This window comes from Deinococcus aerius, assembly GCF_002897375.1.
In the GTDB taxonomy this organism is placed as follows: domain Bacteria; phylum Deinococcota; class Deinococci; order Deinococcales; family Deinococcaceae; genus Deinococcus; species Deinococcus aerius.
Genome location: NZ_BFAG01000005.1, coordinates 1 through 15630, shown reverse-complemented (window position 1 = coordinate 15630; position 15630 = coordinate 1). Strand labels below are relative to the sequence as shown.

The following is a 15630-nucleotide window of genomic DNA, read 5'->3' as shown; positions in this document are numbered from 1 at the left end:
CGCGGACCTGGCCGCATAAGGGGCACGCCGAGCGCAGCCCCCACCTCGCCGTGGCACCACGCCGCTCAGGGTGGCCCGCGTTTGGCCGCGTACATGGCGGCGTCGGCGTGCCGCAACAGCCCGTCGGGGGTGTCGGCGTCCCGGGGGGCCAGGGCCCAGCCCAGGCTGCCCCCGACCTGGAGGGAGGCCCCGCCGAGGGGAACGGGCACCCCGAGGGCGGTGCGGACGGCCTGTGCCGCCGCCTGCACCCGCTCGCCGGTCGCGTCCGGCACCAGCAGGGCGAACTCGTCGCCGCCCATGCGGGCCACGAGCGCCCCGGGCGGCAGGGTGCGCGCGATCCGCCCCGCCAGCGTGACGAGCAGGTGGTCCCCGGCGAGGTGGCCGTGCGCGTCGTTGACCCGCTTGAAGTCGTCGAGGTCCAGCAGCCCGACGGCAAAGGGCGCTTCCCCCCTGGAAACCAGGGCCAGGCAGGCCTCCTCCAGGTCGGCCATGAAGCGCGTCCGGTTCGCCAGGGCGGTCAGGGGGTCGCGGAAGGCGAGGTGTTCCAGCCGCCGCAGCCCCTGGTCGCGCGCCACGAGCAGCGCCGCGAGGTCGGCGAACTGCCCGAGCAGCTCCACCTCGGCGGGATGGGGGTCGTCCGGGCGGCGGCCATACAGGGTGAGGGCCGCCAGGGCGGGTCCCCCGGCCTCCCGCACCGGCACGCTGTAGGCACGGGCGTATCCCGCCCGGATCAGGTCGGCGCGCAGCGGGGGGGGAAACCCGGCGGGCCAGCGCGTCAGCACCGGCTGGTTGCGCCGGATGGCGCGGACGCAGGTGCAGGCCTGCGCGGCGGCCAGGGGGAGGCGCAGGTCCGTTGCCGCCGGCGGCAGGCGCGGCGAGCCCAGCAGGTGCAGGTGGTCGCCGCCCAGCAGGCTCGCGCTCGCGGCGCTGCCGGGCAGCCGCTCGTCCAGGGTGGCGGTCAGGGCGCGCAGGATGGTGCTCAGCGGCGCCCCCCGCACGGCGAGGTGAAGCGCGCGTGACTGCCCGGTGGCGAGGGCGAGGGCCTGGCGCTCGGCAGTCACGTCACGCAGCACGACCCACCAGTGGGTGGGCTCCCCATTCGCCGCGCCCGGCCCCACGTGCAGCGGCGTGGACTGCACGTCCATCCAGCGCGCCCCACCGGCGCGCAGTTGCAGGTCCACCCGGAAGCTCTCCTGGCGCCGCACGAAGTGCGCGGCGTCCGTTCCCACCAAATTGCCCCGCACCCGGGCGATCAGCTCGTCGAAGGTGGCGTGCAGGAGCGCGGCGGGCTCAGCCCCCAGCAGCCGCGCGAAGGCCCGGTTGACGAACACCGCCCGCCACGCCGCCCCGCCCTCCCCCGCGGGCGGCCCCCGTTCCAGCAGCAGCGCCGGGTCCGCCGCGTCTTCCAGTGCGGCCAGGAGCGTCCCACCCAGGCGGGCCGCGTGGGGCGGCAGGCCGGAGTCGTGCCCGGGCACGGTCATGCTCCAGTGTACCGGGACACCGTGACAGCGGGGCAGTCAGGAGAACCTCCCCAACGACCGGGCGGCTTTCCGAGTGGAAGCCGGAACGGGGGGAGCGGCCCCCTTACTCGCCGCGCAGGGCGGTGGCGCCCAGCAGCCAGCTCTGGAACTCGGGCAAGGCCCGGTCGAAGGGCAGGGCGATGATCTCGGGCACCTCGTAGGGGTGCATGGTTCGGATGCGCGCCTCCAGCTCGGGGTAGCGTTCCCCGGTGGTCTTGATCAGCAGCAGCGTCTCGGGGTCCTCCGCAATGTCCCCCTCCCAGCGGTAGATGCTGTGAACGCCGCCAATCACATTCACGCACCCCGCCAGACGCTCGCTGACCAGCGTTCGGGCAAGTTCGTGCGCGCGTTCGGGGGGCAACGTGACCAGAACCACGAGTGACATACGGGGGCAGCATACGCCCGAGCTGGGAATTTTACCGTTCACCCCTTCCAAACACCCCGGGGGCCCGCCCCCGGAGGCAAGGGCGTTGTCAGGGCAGTGGAAAGTGAGAGGGCAGGCGTTCCCTGCCAGCCCCGCAGACGCCTGATGCGAAACGCAAAGTTGCTCGGGGCAACTGTTCGTCGTCTGGCACAAGGGCGGACGGCGCTCGCCACCCCCTCTGCAAGCAGCTCTGCGAGTCCGGGCCCCCCACCAGGGGGAGGGGAATACCGCTCAAGCTTTAGCTTCTCAAAACGGCCAATGCGGACCGCCCATCCCCACAAGGCAACTGGCGCTCGCCCCGCCTTCACCCCGCCTTGCTCGCGCAGCGGGACGGTGGGCGAGCGGCTTGAGAACAGCAAGATCAAACCTTGCACGCAGAGGACAACGACCACCGGCGCGACGAGCCGAGCCCCTTGCCGAGCGCAGTGGAAAGCTCCCCTGCCCCTCTGGGGGGAGGGGGCAAACGAGGGCAAGATGCCCGGCCCCTCTCCCCTCATCCAAACGCCCCTCCCTGGGGCAGAACCGGCCGGTCCCCTGCCAAGAGGATGAGGAGCGCCCGGCCACCTCCAGCAGGACCACTCCTCAGGGCAGCCGCAGCGTCATGCAGTTCTGGAGTTCGCCCGGCGTCTCGGGCGCACCCGGCGCGACCACGACCTCCTCATTTTCCCCGACAAAGCCCTGACAGCGGGCGAGGACCTCCAGGTACGCGGGGTCCTGGGCCGCCCGCTCGGCGTCACGCAGCAGGCGCAGGTCGCGCTCCAGACCCCGGATGCGCGCCTGGGTCTGGCGGGTCTCCCGGGTCCAGGTCGCCGTGCGGTAGGCCAGGTTCCCCAGTTGGAAGCTGAGCTGCACGATGCCCAGCCCCGCGAGCAGGCTGGTGAGGATCAGCGTGAGGGGCAGCCGCTGCACCTGCCGCCAGCGCGCTCCCAGACCCCGGGGCGGCGAGGGCGGCGGGTCGGGTGGAGTCATGAGCCAGAGCATAGCGCCGCCGCGCGGGGAAGGCGTGTGAAGCCTGCCCCCCATAATGGGCCGCATGAGTGGCAACGACTCCGGTTCCCGGGGCGGGGCAGCAGCCCTGGCTGGCCTCGACTGGTCCCGCGCGCACCGCACCCCCATCCAGATGCGCTACGGCGACATCGACGCGATGGGGCACCTGAACAACGCCGTGTACGTGCAGTACCTCGAAACCTCACGGGTGATCCTGATGCGCGACCTGGGCGTGCGGGAGCAGGACGACCACTCGGTGATCGCCCGCCTGGAACTCGACTACCGCCGCGAGGTGCGCTGGGGCCAGGCGGTCGAGGTCGAGTCCCTCGTCGAGCGGGTGGGCCGCACGAGCTGGACGGTGGCCTCGCGCCTGCTGGCCGACGGGGAGCCCAGCGCCTACGCCCGCACCGTGCAGGTCCGGGTGGACGCCGATCACCGCCCCGAGCCCCTGCCCGAGCGGGTGCGCTCGGCCTTCGCGCCGCTCCTCGTCGTGCCCAGCGGGGGTGTTCCCGGATGAGCCGCGCCGAGTACGACGACCGGGTGCTGTACCAGGGCGACGTGTGGGTGCGGCTGGGCACCCTGCCCCGGCTGCTCGCCGAGGGCTGGCGGCGCACCCTCTCGGCGGGCGGTGTGGTGAGCGTGGTCCGCACCCCCTTCCAGTGGGCGATGGGCAGCCCGGTCATCGAGATCGAGACCGGGGGCTACATGGGCGACGTGGGCCTGTATGTGCCGGAAGTCCAGCTCGCCGAGGCCCTCGCCCTGCTGGAGGGCGGGGAAGACAGGGAGGAACCTTCCTGACGGGGCGCCGGGCTACAGTGCGGGCCGGAACGACAGAAACTCACGTTCGGAAGCAGTTCCGGGCGGGGACGACGTGGGCAGTGACTTGGAGGCAACCAGAGTGACGCAAACGGCAGAACAGGTCAGCATCGGCGTGGACGTGGGCGGAACCAAGATCGCCACCGGGGTCCTGCGGGGCGGCGAGCTCCACGACCGGCATGTCCAGCCCACCCCCGAAACGGGCTGGGAGGCCGTCCTCGACGCCATCGCCGCGCAGGTGGCGACGCTCCAGGCCACGCACCCCGACGCCGCGCGGGTCGGCGTGGGCGTGCCCGGCCCCCTGAACATGGAGCGCACCCGGGTGAAGTTCGCGCCGAACATCTACGGCTTCACCGACGTGCCGCTGGTGGACGGCCTGCGCGACCGCCTGGGCCAGCGTGTGGTGCTGGAGAACGACGCGAAGGCTGCCGCGCTCGCCGAGGCGTACCTGGGCGCGGCGCGCGGCACGGAGAGCAGCGTGTACGTGACGGTCAGCACCGGCATCGGCTCGGGCATCGTGCTGAACGGCCGCATCTGGCGGGGGCGGCACGGCATCGCGGGGGAACTCGGGCACGTGACCGTCATGCCGGGCGGCCCGGTGAGCGGCGCGGGGCTGGACGGGGCGCTGGAGGCCCTCGCCAGCGGCACCGCCATCGCCCGCGACGCGAGCTACGCCCTGAACCGCGAGGTAAGCACCGCCGAGGCCTTTGCCCTCGCCGCGCAGGGCCACCCGGTCGCCGGGCGGGTCGTCCACCAGGCGCTGCGGCATATCGGCGTGGCGCTCGCCGACATCCAGAAGTTCCTCGACCCGGAGGTGTTCGTGATCGGCGGAGGTGTCGCCAGCGTGGGGGACCTGTTCTTCCAGGGCGTGCAGGCGGCGGCGGACGAGTACGCCGGGTCCTTTGCCCCCGTCACCATCCGCCGCGCGCAGCTCGGGACGGAGGCGGGGGTCATCGGGGCGGCGCTCGCGGCGCAGCAGGAAGGCGCGTGACCAGCCCCCCCGCGGACCGGCGACAGGTCGCCCTGATCGCCCACGACCGCAAGAAGCTCGAACTCGCCCTCTTCGCCCTGAGCCACCGTGAAGTGCTGAGCCGCTTTCACCTCGTCGCCACCGGCACGACGGGGGGCATCCTGGCCCAGAAGACGGGCCTCACGGTCGAGCGGGTCCTCTCCGGCCCGATGGGCGGCGACCAGCAGATCGGCGCCCGCATCTCCGAGGAGCGCGTCCTGGCCGTCTTCTTCTTCCGTGACCCCCTCACCGCCCAGCCCCACGAGCCCGACGTGTCCGCCCTGGTGCGGCTGTGCGACGTGCACGACATCCCCCTCGCCACCAACCCGGCGAGCGCGGAGGCGCTGGTGCTGTGGCTGGAGAAGCAGGGATAGGAGGGGGCCTGCGGCGTTCATTGCAGGCCCCCTCCTCTTTCCCCCTCAGATCACGAACTCGCCCGCGCGCATCACCGGCTCGCGCTCGCCCGACTTCGTGATCCCGTCCACGTCCATCTCGCCCGAGCCGATCATCCAGTCCACGTGGGTGAGGGAGTCGTTGCCGCCCTTCGCGGCGAATTCCTCGGTCGTCATCTCCACGCCGCCGCGCACATTGAAGCGGTACGCGCTGCCGATGGCGATATGGGAGGCCGCGTTCTCGTCGTAAAGCGTGTTGAAGAAGAACAGCCCGGAGCGGCTGATCGGGCTGGAGTGCGGCACCAGCGCGACCTCACCCAGGCGGTGGCTGCCCTCGTCGGTGTCGATCATCTGGCGCAGCGTCTCCTGACCCTGGCGCGCCGTCGCCTCGACGACACGCCCGCCCTCGAAGCGGATGCGGATGCCCTCGATGAGCACGCCGTTGTACGAGAGCGGCTTGGTACTCACGACCGCGCCGTCCACCCGCTCGCGGTGCGGGGCGGTCCAGACCTCCTCGGTGGGGATGTTCGCCGTGAAGGTGATGCCGGAGGGGGTGTCCGCCGCCCCGCCGCCCCAGATATGGTCGTCGGCCAGGCCCACGGTGAGGTCGGTCTCGCCCCCCTTGAAGTGCAGCGCCGCGTACTGCTTTTCCGTCAGGAGGTCCCGGCGCCGCTTGAGGTCCGCGAGGTGTTGCGTCCACGCCGCCACCGGGTCGGGCTGATCCGCCCGGGTGGCGGCGAAGATCGCGTCCCACTGCTTCTGGACAGCCTCCTCTCGGGAAACACCGGGGAACATCAGCTCGGACCACTCGGGGACGGGGGCGGAGATCAGGTTCCAGTTCAGGCTGTTGGTCATCACCTGCCCCATGTAGGGCTTGCGGTAGGCGGCCAGCGCCCGCTGGTGGGTCGTCACCCGGGCCGGGTCCACGTTCGCCAGCAGGTTGGGATTTGTCGCCCGAATAGCGATCACCGCGCCGCCCGCCTCCGCCGTCTCCAGCTCGGCGTCCACCCGCCACCGGCTGATCTGCTCGAAGGATCCCTCGGGCCCCAGGCTGAAGCGGGCGAGCTGCACGTCGTCGTCGTCCCAGCGCACGTCCACAAAGCTCGCGCCCGCCGCGTAGGCCTCCCGCACGACGAGGCGGGCCAGCGGGGCCGTCTCCACCGGCGCCTGTACCAGCACGCGCTGCCCTTCGCGCACACCCAGACCGACTCGCACCGCCAGCCGCGCGTAGTTACGCAGCCTCTCCTCGAAACTCAAACTGGTCACGGGGCGCAGCATACGCCCTGACCCTCACCCTTGACGAAGCCGGGGACGCCGTCTATAGTTCTGTGGCTGGCCGTCGAGGCGTAGCGCAGCCTGGTAGCGCACTACCTTGGGGTGGTAGGGGTCGTGAGTTCAAATCTCGCCGCCTCGACCAGCAAACCCGCTCTGAGAGCGGGTTTTTTCTTTTCCCCGAATGCAGCAGGACACTCCCCGTTGGGCCGAGCAGCAACCGGTGCAGCAACTGTGTTTTCGGGGCTCAGTTCGGCAGGGTGGCCGGTTGGGCCTCTCCCCGGTCCTTCAGCAGGTCGTGCAGGCTGAGGGCAGCCCGTTCGCGCTGCTCCTCGAAGACGTGGCCATACACGTCCAGGGCCGTGCTCGCGTGGGCATGACCGAGGCGGTCGGCGAGGGCCTTGGGGTCCAGGCCCTGGTTCATGCTGGGCGCGGGGCTGTCCTCGCGGCTGAGCTGCGCGGTGGTCTTCTGACCACTCTTCACCTGGTTCACGATCTCCAACTTGAACTCACGGCTGTGGGTGAGTCCGGGCATACGGGCTCCTTCGCGGTGTAACCAGCCTACGGGCTGACGGGGGCGAAGTACCTTGCCTCCTGGTCCGGCTCTCGGCGTTCACCCCAATGCAGAGGTGGCTTACGAAGTCACTCCTGTCTAGAGGACTGAACGCCTGTGCCGAGACGCTAGAAGCCGCCAACCACCCTACGCAAACAGGGGGTTGGGGTTGTTACAGAGCAGAACGCCGGCGGCCAGGAAATGGAAGCCGACCAGCGTGGACGGCAAGCGTTCGAGGTCCCGTCCCAAGCTCCTGAAGCGTGACAACCAGGCAAAGGAGCGTTCCACGACCCAGCGTCGCGGCAGCAGGATGAAGCCCTTGGTCGCCCCCGGGCGTTTCACCACCACCAGGTCCACGCCCGCCTCGGTCGCCTCCAGGGCAGTCCGCTCTCCCGTATAGCCCTGATCCACGAACGCCACCTCAACGTTCACGCCGGTGGCTTCCTGCACCTCCAGGCACAGGTCTTTGACCTGTGCCCTGTCCTGCTCATGGGCCGGGGTCGTCAACACCGCCAGGAGATGACCCAGGGTGTCTACGGCCAGATGCACCTTGGTGCCCTTGCGCTTTTTCGCGCCATCAAACCCCGCGCGGTGGCCGCTCTCGGGCGTGCTTTGCAGCGTGCGGCTGTCGATGATGATGGCCGTCGGCTCCCCGTTTCTGGACCGCTCGACGCGGGAGAGCACCCGCAGGTCGTGGGCGGCGTTTTCGAAGCACCCGGCCTCAAACCAGCGGTGCGCCTGTTGGCACACCGTCTCCGCTGGGGGAAAATCGTGGGGGAGGTAGGCCCACGGTGCCCCCGTGCGAGCGACCCAGCCCAACGCATTCAGCACCTCCCGGACTGCATATTCCCGCTGTCGTGCGTCTTCAGGGCTGAGCAGCAGGTACGGGAGGAAGAGGTACGTGTCGTCGTCCGCATCGCTGGGGTAGCCTCGCCGGGTCACCCCTTCATTCTGCTCGCTCCAGAGTTCTGACCAGTGACTTCAAACCTGTCCTTGGCAGCCTCTAGACCCGTCTTCAACATCGCTTGGAGCCCGCCATTTTGCAATCACGACCTTCACCTCAACAAATTCGGCCGACTGTCATGGGAATGGTTTTCAAACCTTCCAGTCCTTCAGGGTCTGTTGCCTTCAAGGTCAGGTTGAAGGGCAATACGAATTCGCAATCCTCAGTGGGGCTAGAGGCTGCCAAGAACAAGGTTGAACTTCCAGGGCGAGAGTTTGGACAGGGCAGAATGAGTGGGTGACCCGGCGAGGCTATCCCAGCGACGTGGACGACGACACGTATCTCTTCCTGCTTCCGTACCTGCTGCTCAGTCCCGAGGATGCAAGGCAGCGGAAATACAGCATCCGAGAGGTTTTGAATGCCCTGCTGTGGGTGGCCCGCACCGGGGCACAGTGGGCCTACCTCCCCCACGATTTTCCCCCAGCGGAGACGGTGTGCCAACAGGCGCACCGCTGGTTTGAGGCCGGGTGCTTCGAAAACGCCGCCCACGACCTGCGGGTGCTCTCCCGCGTCGAGCGGTCCAGAAACGGGGAGCCGACGGCCATCATCATCGACAGCCGCACGCTGCAAAGCACGCCCGAGAGCGGCCACCGCGCGGGGTTTGATGGCGCGAAAAAGCGCAAGGGCACCAAGGTGCATCTGGCCGTAGACACCCTGGGTCATCTCCTGGCGGTGTTGACGACCCCGGCCCATGAGCAGGACAGGGCACAGGTCAAAGACCTGTGCCTGGAGGTGCAGGAAGCCACCGGCGTGAACGTTGAGGTGGCGTTCGTGGATCAGGGCTATACGGGAGAGCAGACCGCCCGACAGGCCACTGAGGCGGGCGTGGAGCTGGTGGTGGTCAAACGCCCGGAGGCGACCAAGGGCTTTATCCTGCTGCCACGCCGTTGGGTGGTGGAACGCTCCTTTGCATGGTTGTCACGGTTCCGACGGCTGGGACGCGATTTGGAGCGTTTGCCGTCCACGCTGGTCGGATTCCATTTCCTGGCCGCCTGCGTTCTGCTCTGTCACAACCTCAAGCCTCTTTTTGCCTAACGTCCTTGGCAGCCTCTAGGGATGGGAAGGGTCGACTGCGGAACCCACATCATTTCCGGGTCCTGACCAACCCACTTGGTGACACTCTGGCCACTCATGTCTTTGAACGTCACTTCCCAAGCGTAACTCACCACTCCTGCACCTTCCGGATCGACTGCACTCCCGCTCAACAGCACGGGTTGATCTGGTTGCACCCCTGCCCCCGCAAGAGGACTCTTAATGGTGACCACGGGTGGCCGATTCATGGGGAAGGGACCAAGGACTTGCTGCACAGCGGCGAAGGCGTTCACGTATCGGCGGACCTGCCGGTCGGGGCTCCGGTGCGCCGTGGTTAACAGGATTCGCTCGACCTCGTTCGCACTGAGTGAAGGATCGGCTGCCCAGATCAGTGCGGCGACCCCTGCGGCATACGGGGAGGAGAGGCTGGTGCCGCGTTCCACTCGCGCAGCATTCAATGGATGATCCGGATCGGGTCCGATGAAGACACTGAACGGAGCGAAAATGTCTACGTCTTCTCCACCATAATTCGACGACTTACGGCGATTTTTTGAGTTGTCAGCTAGGCCGCCCACACAAATGACACCATTATTCTCGCACGGCGAGAACCAAGTCTTCTCGATGCCGGTGCAGATGCCCAGTGGGCAGTACTGGGCATCCACGTCTTTGCCCTCGTTCCCAGCGGACGCAAAGATGAGAAGGCCGCTGCTGCGTAGGGCACGGGTCGTCAAATCCCAAGGAGTAAGCGCCCAGGTGAGATAGGACGGCACGCCCTGGCTGTTGCTTATGTTCACGATGCGAACACCGTTGAGCCGGGCGAGCAGCATGGCTTCCGTTTGGGAGACATATTCCACGGCGTACCACGCCCAGAATCTGGCGATGGGGCCAGCCGGGCCAGCGGTACCGAAGCCATTATCCGGGACAGCCATGGCTGCCTGAAGCACACTGGTGCCGTGCCACGGGCAAGAGCCTCCGGAGCAGCCGCCCAACCGGGAACGGTCGGCAGGCACACCGGGAATCGCTGAGGCAAGGTTGCCTTCTGGGAAGTCCTGATTGATACGGAACCCCCCATCCAGAATCGCCAGGTTGATCTTGTTGCCCAACTTGCCCTTGACCTCCAGCAACCGCCACGCTTCGGTCACCCCAATATCCTGCGTACTTCCGGTGTTGAGGAAATTCCAGTCGAAGGCATTCGGGCTGTAGCTGCCCGGACCAGTGGGAGCCTCGAGCGACTGTTTGTCCATGAACGTATCAGCGCGTCCCACCCCATCAATCCCCACGACCAGGCCGAGCGCCGCTTCCCGGGCGGCGACCGTCAGGAGACGCAGAGCCTCCTGACTGGACACTCGTAGGGCTCCCTGAGCGTTGGGATCCAGCGCCTGCAGTGTGGGAATCAACGTTGCAGGGTCAGCCGCGCTCGAGTTCACCTGCACGAGGTATTGACGAGGCAAGTCCGGGACACCCAGGGCACTCGCGTCAATCGTCCGCAGGATCTTGCCCTGCCACCGACTGAGAAAGCCTTGCAAAACAGAAGCTTCATTCGTACTCACAATCAACGCGTTCGCCACGAAATCTGCCTGTTCCCCGTCCTCGCCAGCGAGGGTGGCGAGGGGTTGAGGCGTTACGCCGTCCCAACCGGGTAGTTCTGACACGGACGGTTGAAGGGTAGGATCAATGACGACCATCAGGCGGGGCTCGGGCGGTTTGACCGCTTGGCAGAAGATCTTTGGACTGGCCCAGTCCGAGTGGTCATAGTGGATGCCGTCCCCCGCATTGGTCACGACCAAACGCAACTCCTGCCTGTCCCGAATGTTCAGGTCCACCGTCTTGGTTGCACTCGCTCCGGTCATCGTCCCGGAGTCGTAAGCCTTGACGCCGTCCAGGTAGACCTGGAACGCCACGCTGCCCCGGTTTCCCACCTCATCGTCCACTCCGACGTCCGCGGTGAAGCGGGTGCAGACCGCTCCCGTCCCCTTGAGGCTGAACCGCATTTCGCTGCTCGCGTGGGTTCCATAGCCCCGAGTGTACGTCTTGCCATCCAGCGTCAAGGTCCGGCCGTCGCCCGCGTAGCGGTCCCCGTTGCTGCGGTCGATCTCGATGGGACCCCAGCTGTTACTGGCTGCAAGAATGGGTTCGTAGTACAGGTTGTTCTCGCCGGGGGTGAGACTGAGGGGCGTCAGCGGACCGGGAGGCGCGTTATACGCCCAGGGGTAGGACGTGTCGTTGGCGTAGGAGTCAACCTCCGGGGGGGCTGCCCCCGGAGATTGGCCAGCGCAAGAGGCAAGCAGAAGCGTAAGGCAGGCGCCTGCAATGAGACGGCCAACATTCAGCAGCTTCATGTTGTTCTTTCTGTCCCCACGGAAAGGACGCTCCGGAGCCAGCGACTGTAGATCACCCTTAGACTGCGCTTCAGTGTGACTTCTTGAATTTAACAAGAGATCATTAAGCCCGCGTTCCGAAAGACTGCAGACCGATTTGTAGCCTAGTCCCCTTCCACAACGCTGCGAGCAGCGGCGAGCGAGGTCGACAGGAAGTCGTACGAACAGCGGTGCTCCCTAACCGCCGAAAAGCTTGATCAGGATGTTCGCCGAAGGTGCCGACAGCGTATTCCCCGATCGCCAACATCTGCATGAACGTGCTTGGCCTCCTCTACACCAAACCGCGCGATTTCCCTGACCCTCGTTCCTCGTGACCGATTTCCGGCCTGGACGCCCCCTTCCGACGACTGACAGCGAGACCCAGGAGCGCCAGCTCTACCACACCCAGCGGGCGAGCGGGGCCTGGGCCACCATGATCCGCGACGAGTCCGGCTGGCAGTGGCGGCTGCTCCGCGGCGAGGAGCCGGACGGGTACGGGCGGGGCGGTTGGCGACAACTTCAAACCTGGCTGGCAAAGTAACGGGTTGAACCCCCACGCTCTTCACGAGGGCGGGGTCAGTATCGACCCGGCAGAAGAGGAGGAGTCCCCGGCGTCTGGCGCCCCCCGGCATGTTCAAGCAGACCGAACAGAGCGTCCCAGACGGTCTTTTTGCACACTCAGGTCCTTTACTTCCCGACCTCCGACCTTCAGACTACAGACATCCGAGGAGCCGAAAAACGCCGTCTGTGACGGAGGAAACACGTTATGACCAAGACCATCACGACCGCCGCCGCAGGCCGCCGCCTGATCGCCCAGGCAGCCTCCGCGGGGCTGACGGTGACCCGGACCAGCAAGGACTGCTTCCTGGCGGACGGCGACGACAAGGCGCGCGTCACGCTCACCGAGATCCGGCGGTTGATCGCCGACGCGCATCTCCGCGCCGCCCACGAGGAGGAGCGCGCCGAGGCCCTGGCGCTCGCCGACGAGTTGCGCGATCAGGCGGCGGCCTGCGGCGGAAATAGCCAGCTCAGACCGCCGGACCACCCTGAGTCCGGCGGCCTCCAGCCGCTCCAGGGTGCGCTCGGCACCCCGGCCCAGGGCGGCGAGCGCCTCGGCTCGCGCGGCGTCCAGGTCGGGGCGCGGTATCAGGCCACCGCCCCCATGTCCCTCAGGTCCTGCTCGACGTACAAGAGCGCGGAGTACCCGTCGAGGCTCGGTTCCAGCCGATCAACCTCCCCGCCCGTTCCTGTTGCCGTCATGGCCTCGGGCTGCACGCCCTCGACAGTAGAGCGCGTGGGCTCGCAGCCCCGACTGCGGGTGGCCTGCATCCCGACGATCTTCCAGGTCACGTCGTCCATGCGCCTGGCCTCCCAGAAGAGTACGGGCCGGTTCATGCGGCCCGTCCCATCTGCCCGTAGGTGTAACCGCGGGTGAGCGCGGCCTGCTCGGTCGTCAGCGCGGCCAAGCTGGTCACCGGTACGCCCAGGACCTCGGTGGCCAGGGCGTAGTGCTGGGCGCTGCGGTAACCCATAGGCCCAGCTTGCGGTGGAGGGCGCACGCGGCGGGCTTGCCGATGGGCAGGATGATCTCTTCCAGCAGCTCGGTGCGGGTGGCCTCGTCGAGCAGCCAGGTGGCGTAGCGGTAGTCCATGGTCCGGCCGCCCGCCGTGGCGCTGAGGTGGCCCTGGCCGTCGCGGGTAAGAGTGACATGTGGGTGGCGACCTTGCGGACCACGCCGCAGTCGGTATGCAGGTTGACGGCCTTCCAGGTGCGGATGAGGATTTCAGGAGGGGGCGCTCGTTACTTGCCGGTGCCGGTATGCCCCCTCTCTGACACCGCCATAGTATCAGAGTATTGCTATGTTATTAATAGTCTAATACTATCCGACCTATGAACATACTCCATACTGCCGGGATGGTGAGATGGAAGTTGCAAGGCACCATGGACGCGCACAACATCACGCGCTACGCACTCCAGAAGGAGTCCGGTGTCGCGATGAACACGCTGCGGGCCATGTACGAGGGCAGTACACAGCGCCCGGACCTGGAGGTCCTCGACCTGATCATCAAGGCGCTCCGCAAGATTACCGGCAAGGACCTGGGGTTGTTGGACGTTCTGGAGTGGGCACAGGATGGCTGAGACAGCGGCGGGCCGCCCTGCAAGCGTCTACCTCCGCCGCTGTCGCCCGACCGGGCGCCTCCACACCAGCGCGTCAAGGGGCTTGGAGTCAAGGGCTCGCGCCCGCTTCCTGGCGTTGCAGCAACACTCGCAGCAACGCCAACCCTCTCTAATCCGCCCCAGCCTTTTCGAAATCTCTGGACCGCTGGCCGGGACGCAGGAAAACGTTTTAAATTAAAACTGCCCTAACCTGCCCCGACCGAGGGGGTGAATGAGATTAGGGTGGTAGGGGTCGTGAGTTCAAATCTCGCCGCCTCGACCAGCAAAAAAGCCCCTCCGGGAGGGACTTTTTCTTTTTTACCTTGTTCCGGTGCCGCACACCCAGGGCGCGCCATACGCGCGCAGCGGGAAGCTTTGGGCCTGGGCATGTACAACGACGCGCCCGCCGGGCTCCGGTGAACTCTGCGGGAACGCCCCACCTTTCGCCTACCCCTTGCAGCCGTCGGTCCCGTACAACTTCGGGAGCCGCTAGAGAGACGCCGGGTGGTCCGCTGCGATTCGGGAACGGGGGGCAGCGGGCTATTTTCGCCGGCGCCCGGTCATGCGGGAGGGGGTGTCAGGCGTCCCTCCGGTCACGGGGCGGTCATGGTCCGCGGCGCACCCTGCGGCTGCGGGCCGGAAGGTCCGGGGAGGGGCAGCATGAGCGGTGATGACGGCAGGCAGGCGGCGTGGGCAGCGGCGCGGCAGCAACTCGTGGCCCTGGGTTGTTACGTGGACCGGATAGGGCCAACCTGGTGGGTGGTGTTTCCCAGGGGGTGGGAGGCCCCAGCGCGGCAGGTTGTCGAGGAGTTCAAACAGCATTACCCCGACCAGCAGGTGGAGTTCAGGGAGAAACAGCCTGTCCTCCCCCCACCTCCTCTGCCGGGCAAGGACGAGCAGCCCAAGCCGTCTGATTCGGTTCCCCCCGTGCCATTCAGTGCGGCGCCGCTGCTTCCCGAACAGCTCTACCCCGCCGCCCTGCGCGGCGACCTGGGAGGAGATGTCGATGACCGCTAAGGCCGCAGATCAGCAGGGCACCGGGCAAAAAGGCGGCGCGCCGAATACGGGCGTTTTCTCGAATCTGGACGTACTCGCCCGCCTGCGGGGCACCTTGACCGGCTGGGTCACGGCCCTGACGAGCATCGCGGCGGTGGTCTTCACGGGCCTAAGCCTGGGCGAATACGTCAAGGCCCCCGCCACCGCCGATGGGGGGATTGCCGACCATGCCAAGCTGTCCCTGCTGCTCGTCATCCTGGGCGTCAGCATTATTCTGGGCGCCTCGGGGTGGGCCTCCTCGCTGCGGGCGGCGCCGCAGGATGGGGCTTTTCGGGACTCGCGCCCCGATCCACTGCGCTTTTTCCCCAGGAACTCGGCGCCGGAACTCTTGCAGGAATACAAGGACGAGGTCGCCCGGTTCAACGCCGCCCGGCTGCGCGACGATGCGGACGCCATGAAGGAGGCGGCCTCCTGGATGAACCTTCACAGCCAGCGCCTGTGGCAATGGCTGGAGGCGTACCGCACCCGCGCGGCCAGCGACGGCTTTCAGCGCGCCGCCGTCTGGATCGCCGCCGGAGTCCTGCTCGCCGGGGTGGGCACCGTGGGCTTTGCGGACGCGCTGCGTCTGATGAAGTCGCCTCTCCCCGAGGGCGTCATCGTGCAGGGCCCCAGAACCGGCAGCATCACCCTGCTTGGGTCGGCGCCCTCGGAAGCGGCCCTGAAAGGGCTGGCCGCCTGCGCGACGGTGGACACCGACGGCCAGCAGAGCCTTCCCGTGACGGTCATGAAGGTGGTCACGCCGAACGCCACTCAGCAGGAAAAGGGCATCCAGTACCTCGCCTCGGTCGTTCCCCCCATGACCGGCGCCGACGGCTGCAAGACCGAGGTGTACGAGGTGACGAGCCTGCAAGCCCGGGTCCTCGTGACACCCGAACAGCTTACGGACGCACCCGAACCAGGCCCATCGCCCACAACAGTGGCCACAGCCCCCTGAACACGCAGGTGCGGACGAATTCGGTCGAGCACGAGCAGCAGGAGACAGCAAAAAGGAAGACGCCCGGAACCTCTGGGGTTCCGGGCGTACTCGCATCGCTGGTGCGTGACGTGACCTA

At 67.5% G+C, this 15630-nt stretch carries 18 protein-coding genes and 1 tRNA gene; 11 read left to right on the top strand and 8 right to left on the bottom strand.

The window, feature by feature from the left end; genetic code table 11:
• Window positions 1-65: 65 nt before the first annotated feature.
• The 3 genes from DAERI_RS08165 to DAERI_RS08155 all read right to left on the bottom strand — a co-directional run bounded on the left by DAERI_RS08165 (window position 66) and on the right by DAERI_RS08155 (window position 2913).
• Window positions 66-1481: a diguanylate cyclase domain-containing protein gene (locus DAERI_RS08165; RefSeq protein WP_103128954.1), complete on the bottom strand. Its 1416-nt coding sequence runs from the start codon at window positions 1479-1481 to the stop codon at window positions 66-68.
• A 103-nt stretch (window positions 1482-1584) separates the two neighbouring features.
• Complete coding sequence (gene cutA, locus DAERI_RS08160; RefSeq protein WP_103128953.1) at window positions 1585-1905, bottom strand: divalent-cation tolerance protein CutA; 321 nt, start codon at window positions 1903-1905, stop codon at window positions 1585-1587.
• Window positions 1906-2526: 621 nt separating this feature from the next.
• Window positions 2527-2913, bottom strand: coding sequence for a cell division protein FtsB (locus DAERI_RS08155; protein ID WP_235610305.1), 387 nt, complete (start codon window positions 2911-2913; stop codon window positions 2527-2529).
• Between the two features lie 64 nt (window positions 2914-2977).
• On the opposite strand from DAERI_RS08155, the gene DAERI_RS08150 reads away from it, so the two are divergent.
• From DAERI_RS08150 to mgsA, 4 genes are all read left to right on the top strand, one after another.
• On the top strand, window positions 2978-3448 hold the full coding sequence (locus tag DAERI_RS08150; RefSeq protein ID WP_103129155.1) for an acyl-CoA thioesterase: 471 nt from the start codon (window positions 2978-2980) through the stop codon (window positions 3446-3448).
• Window positions 3445-3729: a hypothetical protein gene (locus DAERI_RS08145; protein ID WP_103128951.1), complete on the top strand. Its 285-nt coding sequence runs from the start codon at window positions 3445-3447 to the stop codon at window positions 3727-3729. The genes DAERI_RS08150 and DAERI_RS08145 overlap by 4 nt, the downstream gene beginning before the upstream one ends.
• 100 nt (window positions 3730-3829) lie before the next feature.
• Window positions 3830-4738 carry an ROK family protein gene (locus DAERI_RS08140; protein WP_235610304.1) on the top strand — a complete coding sequence of 303 codons (909 nt, stop codon included), beginning with the start codon at window positions 3830-3832 and terminating at the stop codon, window positions 4736-4738.
• Complete coding sequence (gene mgsA, locus DAERI_RS08135; RefSeq protein ID WP_103128950.1) at window positions 4735-5130, top strand: methylglyoxal synthase; 396 nt, start codon at window positions 4735-4737, stop codon at window positions 5128-5130. Before DAERI_RS08140 ends, mgsA begins: the two co-directional genes overlap by 4 nt.
• A gap of 45 nt (window positions 5131-5175) precedes the next feature.
• Here the strand turns inward: mgsA and DAERI_RS08130 are convergent, their stop codons facing one another.
• Window positions 5176-6426, bottom strand: coding sequence for an aminopeptidase (locus DAERI_RS08130; RefSeq protein WP_103128949.1), 1251 nt, complete (start codon window positions 6424-6426; stop codon window positions 5176-5178).
• A 62-nt stretch (window positions 6427-6488) separates the two neighbouring features.
• Between DAERI_RS08130 and DAERI_RS08125 the strand changes: the two genes are divergently transcribed.
• Window positions 6489-6565, top strand: a tRNA-Pro gene (locus DAERI_RS08125).
• Window positions 6566-6667: 102 nt separating this feature from the next.
• On the opposite strand, the gene DAERI_RS08120 is transcribed toward DAERI_RS08125, so the two are convergent.
• The gene (locus DAERI_RS08120) at window positions 6668-6955 is read right to left on the bottom strand and encodes a hypothetical protein (protein ID WP_103128948.1); all 288 of its coding nucleotides are present in this window, start codon (window positions 6953-6955) and stop codon (window positions 6668-6670) included.
• Window positions 6956-7120: 165 nt separating this feature from the next.
• Complete coding sequence (locus DAERI_RS08115) at window positions 7121-7915, bottom strand: IS5 family transposase (RefSeq protein WP_103128947.1); 795 nt, start codon at window positions 7913-7915, stop codon at window positions 7121-7123.
• A 298-nt stretch (window positions 7916-8213) separates the two neighbouring features.
• Between DAERI_RS08115 and DAERI_RS08110 the strand changes: the two genes are divergently transcribed.
• Window positions 8214-9011 (top strand): IS5 family transposase, encoded by a 798-nt coding sequence (locus tag DAERI_RS08110; RefSeq protein ID WP_103128946.1) that lies wholly within the window; start codon window positions 8214-8216, stop codon window positions 9009-9011.
• Here the strand turns inward: DAERI_RS08110 and DAERI_RS08105 are convergent.
• Window positions 9008-11347, bottom strand: coding sequence for an NPCBM/NEW2 domain-containing protein (locus tag DAERI_RS08105; protein WP_103128945.1), 2340 nt, complete (start codon window positions 11345-11347; stop codon window positions 9008-9010). The genes DAERI_RS08110 and DAERI_RS08105 overlap by 4 nt on opposite strands.
• 349 nt (window positions 11348-11696) lie before the next feature.
• Here DAERI_RS08105 and DAERI_RS08100 point away from each other — a divergent pair, with 349 nt between their 5' ends.
• Complete coding sequence (locus DAERI_RS08100; RefSeq protein ID WP_103128944.1) at window positions 11697-11906, top strand: hypothetical protein; 210 nt, start codon at window positions 11697-11699, stop codon at window positions 11904-11906.
• A gap of 225 nt (window positions 11907-12131) precedes the next feature.
• On the top strand, window positions 12132-12800 hold the full coding sequence (locus DAERI_RS08095; RefSeq protein WP_103128943.1) for a hypothetical protein: 669 nt from the start codon (window positions 12132-12134) through the stop codon (window positions 12798-12800).
• Window positions 12801-12836: 36 nt separating this feature from the next.
• Here DAERI_RS08095 and DAERI_RS08090 read toward each other — a convergent pair whose 3' ends face one another.
• Window positions 12837-13016, bottom strand: coding sequence for a hypothetical protein (locus DAERI_RS08090; protein ID WP_103128942.1), 180 nt, complete (start codon window positions 13014-13016; stop codon window positions 12837-12839).
• 263 nt (window positions 13017-13279) lie between these two features.
• On the opposite strand from DAERI_RS08090, the gene DAERI_RS08085 reads away from it, so the two are divergent.
• The 3 genes from DAERI_RS08085 (at window position 13280) to DAERI_RS08075 (ending at window position 15512) form a co-directional block, all read left to right on the top strand.
• Window positions 13280-13504 carry a helix-turn-helix domain-containing protein gene (locus DAERI_RS08085; protein ID WP_165794129.1) on the top strand — a complete coding sequence of 75 codons (225 nt, stop codon included), beginning with the start codon at window positions 13280-13282 and terminating at the stop codon, window positions 13502-13504.
• A 678-nt stretch (window positions 13505-14182) separates the two neighbouring features.
• Window positions 14183-14539 (top strand): hypothetical protein, encoded by a 357-nt coding sequence (locus DAERI_RS08080; protein ID WP_103128940.1) that lies wholly within the window; start codon window positions 14183-14185, stop codon window positions 14537-14539.
• Complete coding sequence (locus tag DAERI_RS08075) at window positions 14529-15512, top strand: hypothetical protein (RefSeq protein WP_103128939.1); 984 nt, start codon at window positions 14529-14531, stop codon at window positions 15510-15512. Before DAERI_RS08080 ends, DAERI_RS08075 begins: the two co-directional genes overlap by 11 nt.
• Window positions 15513-15630: the final 118 nt, after the last annotated feature.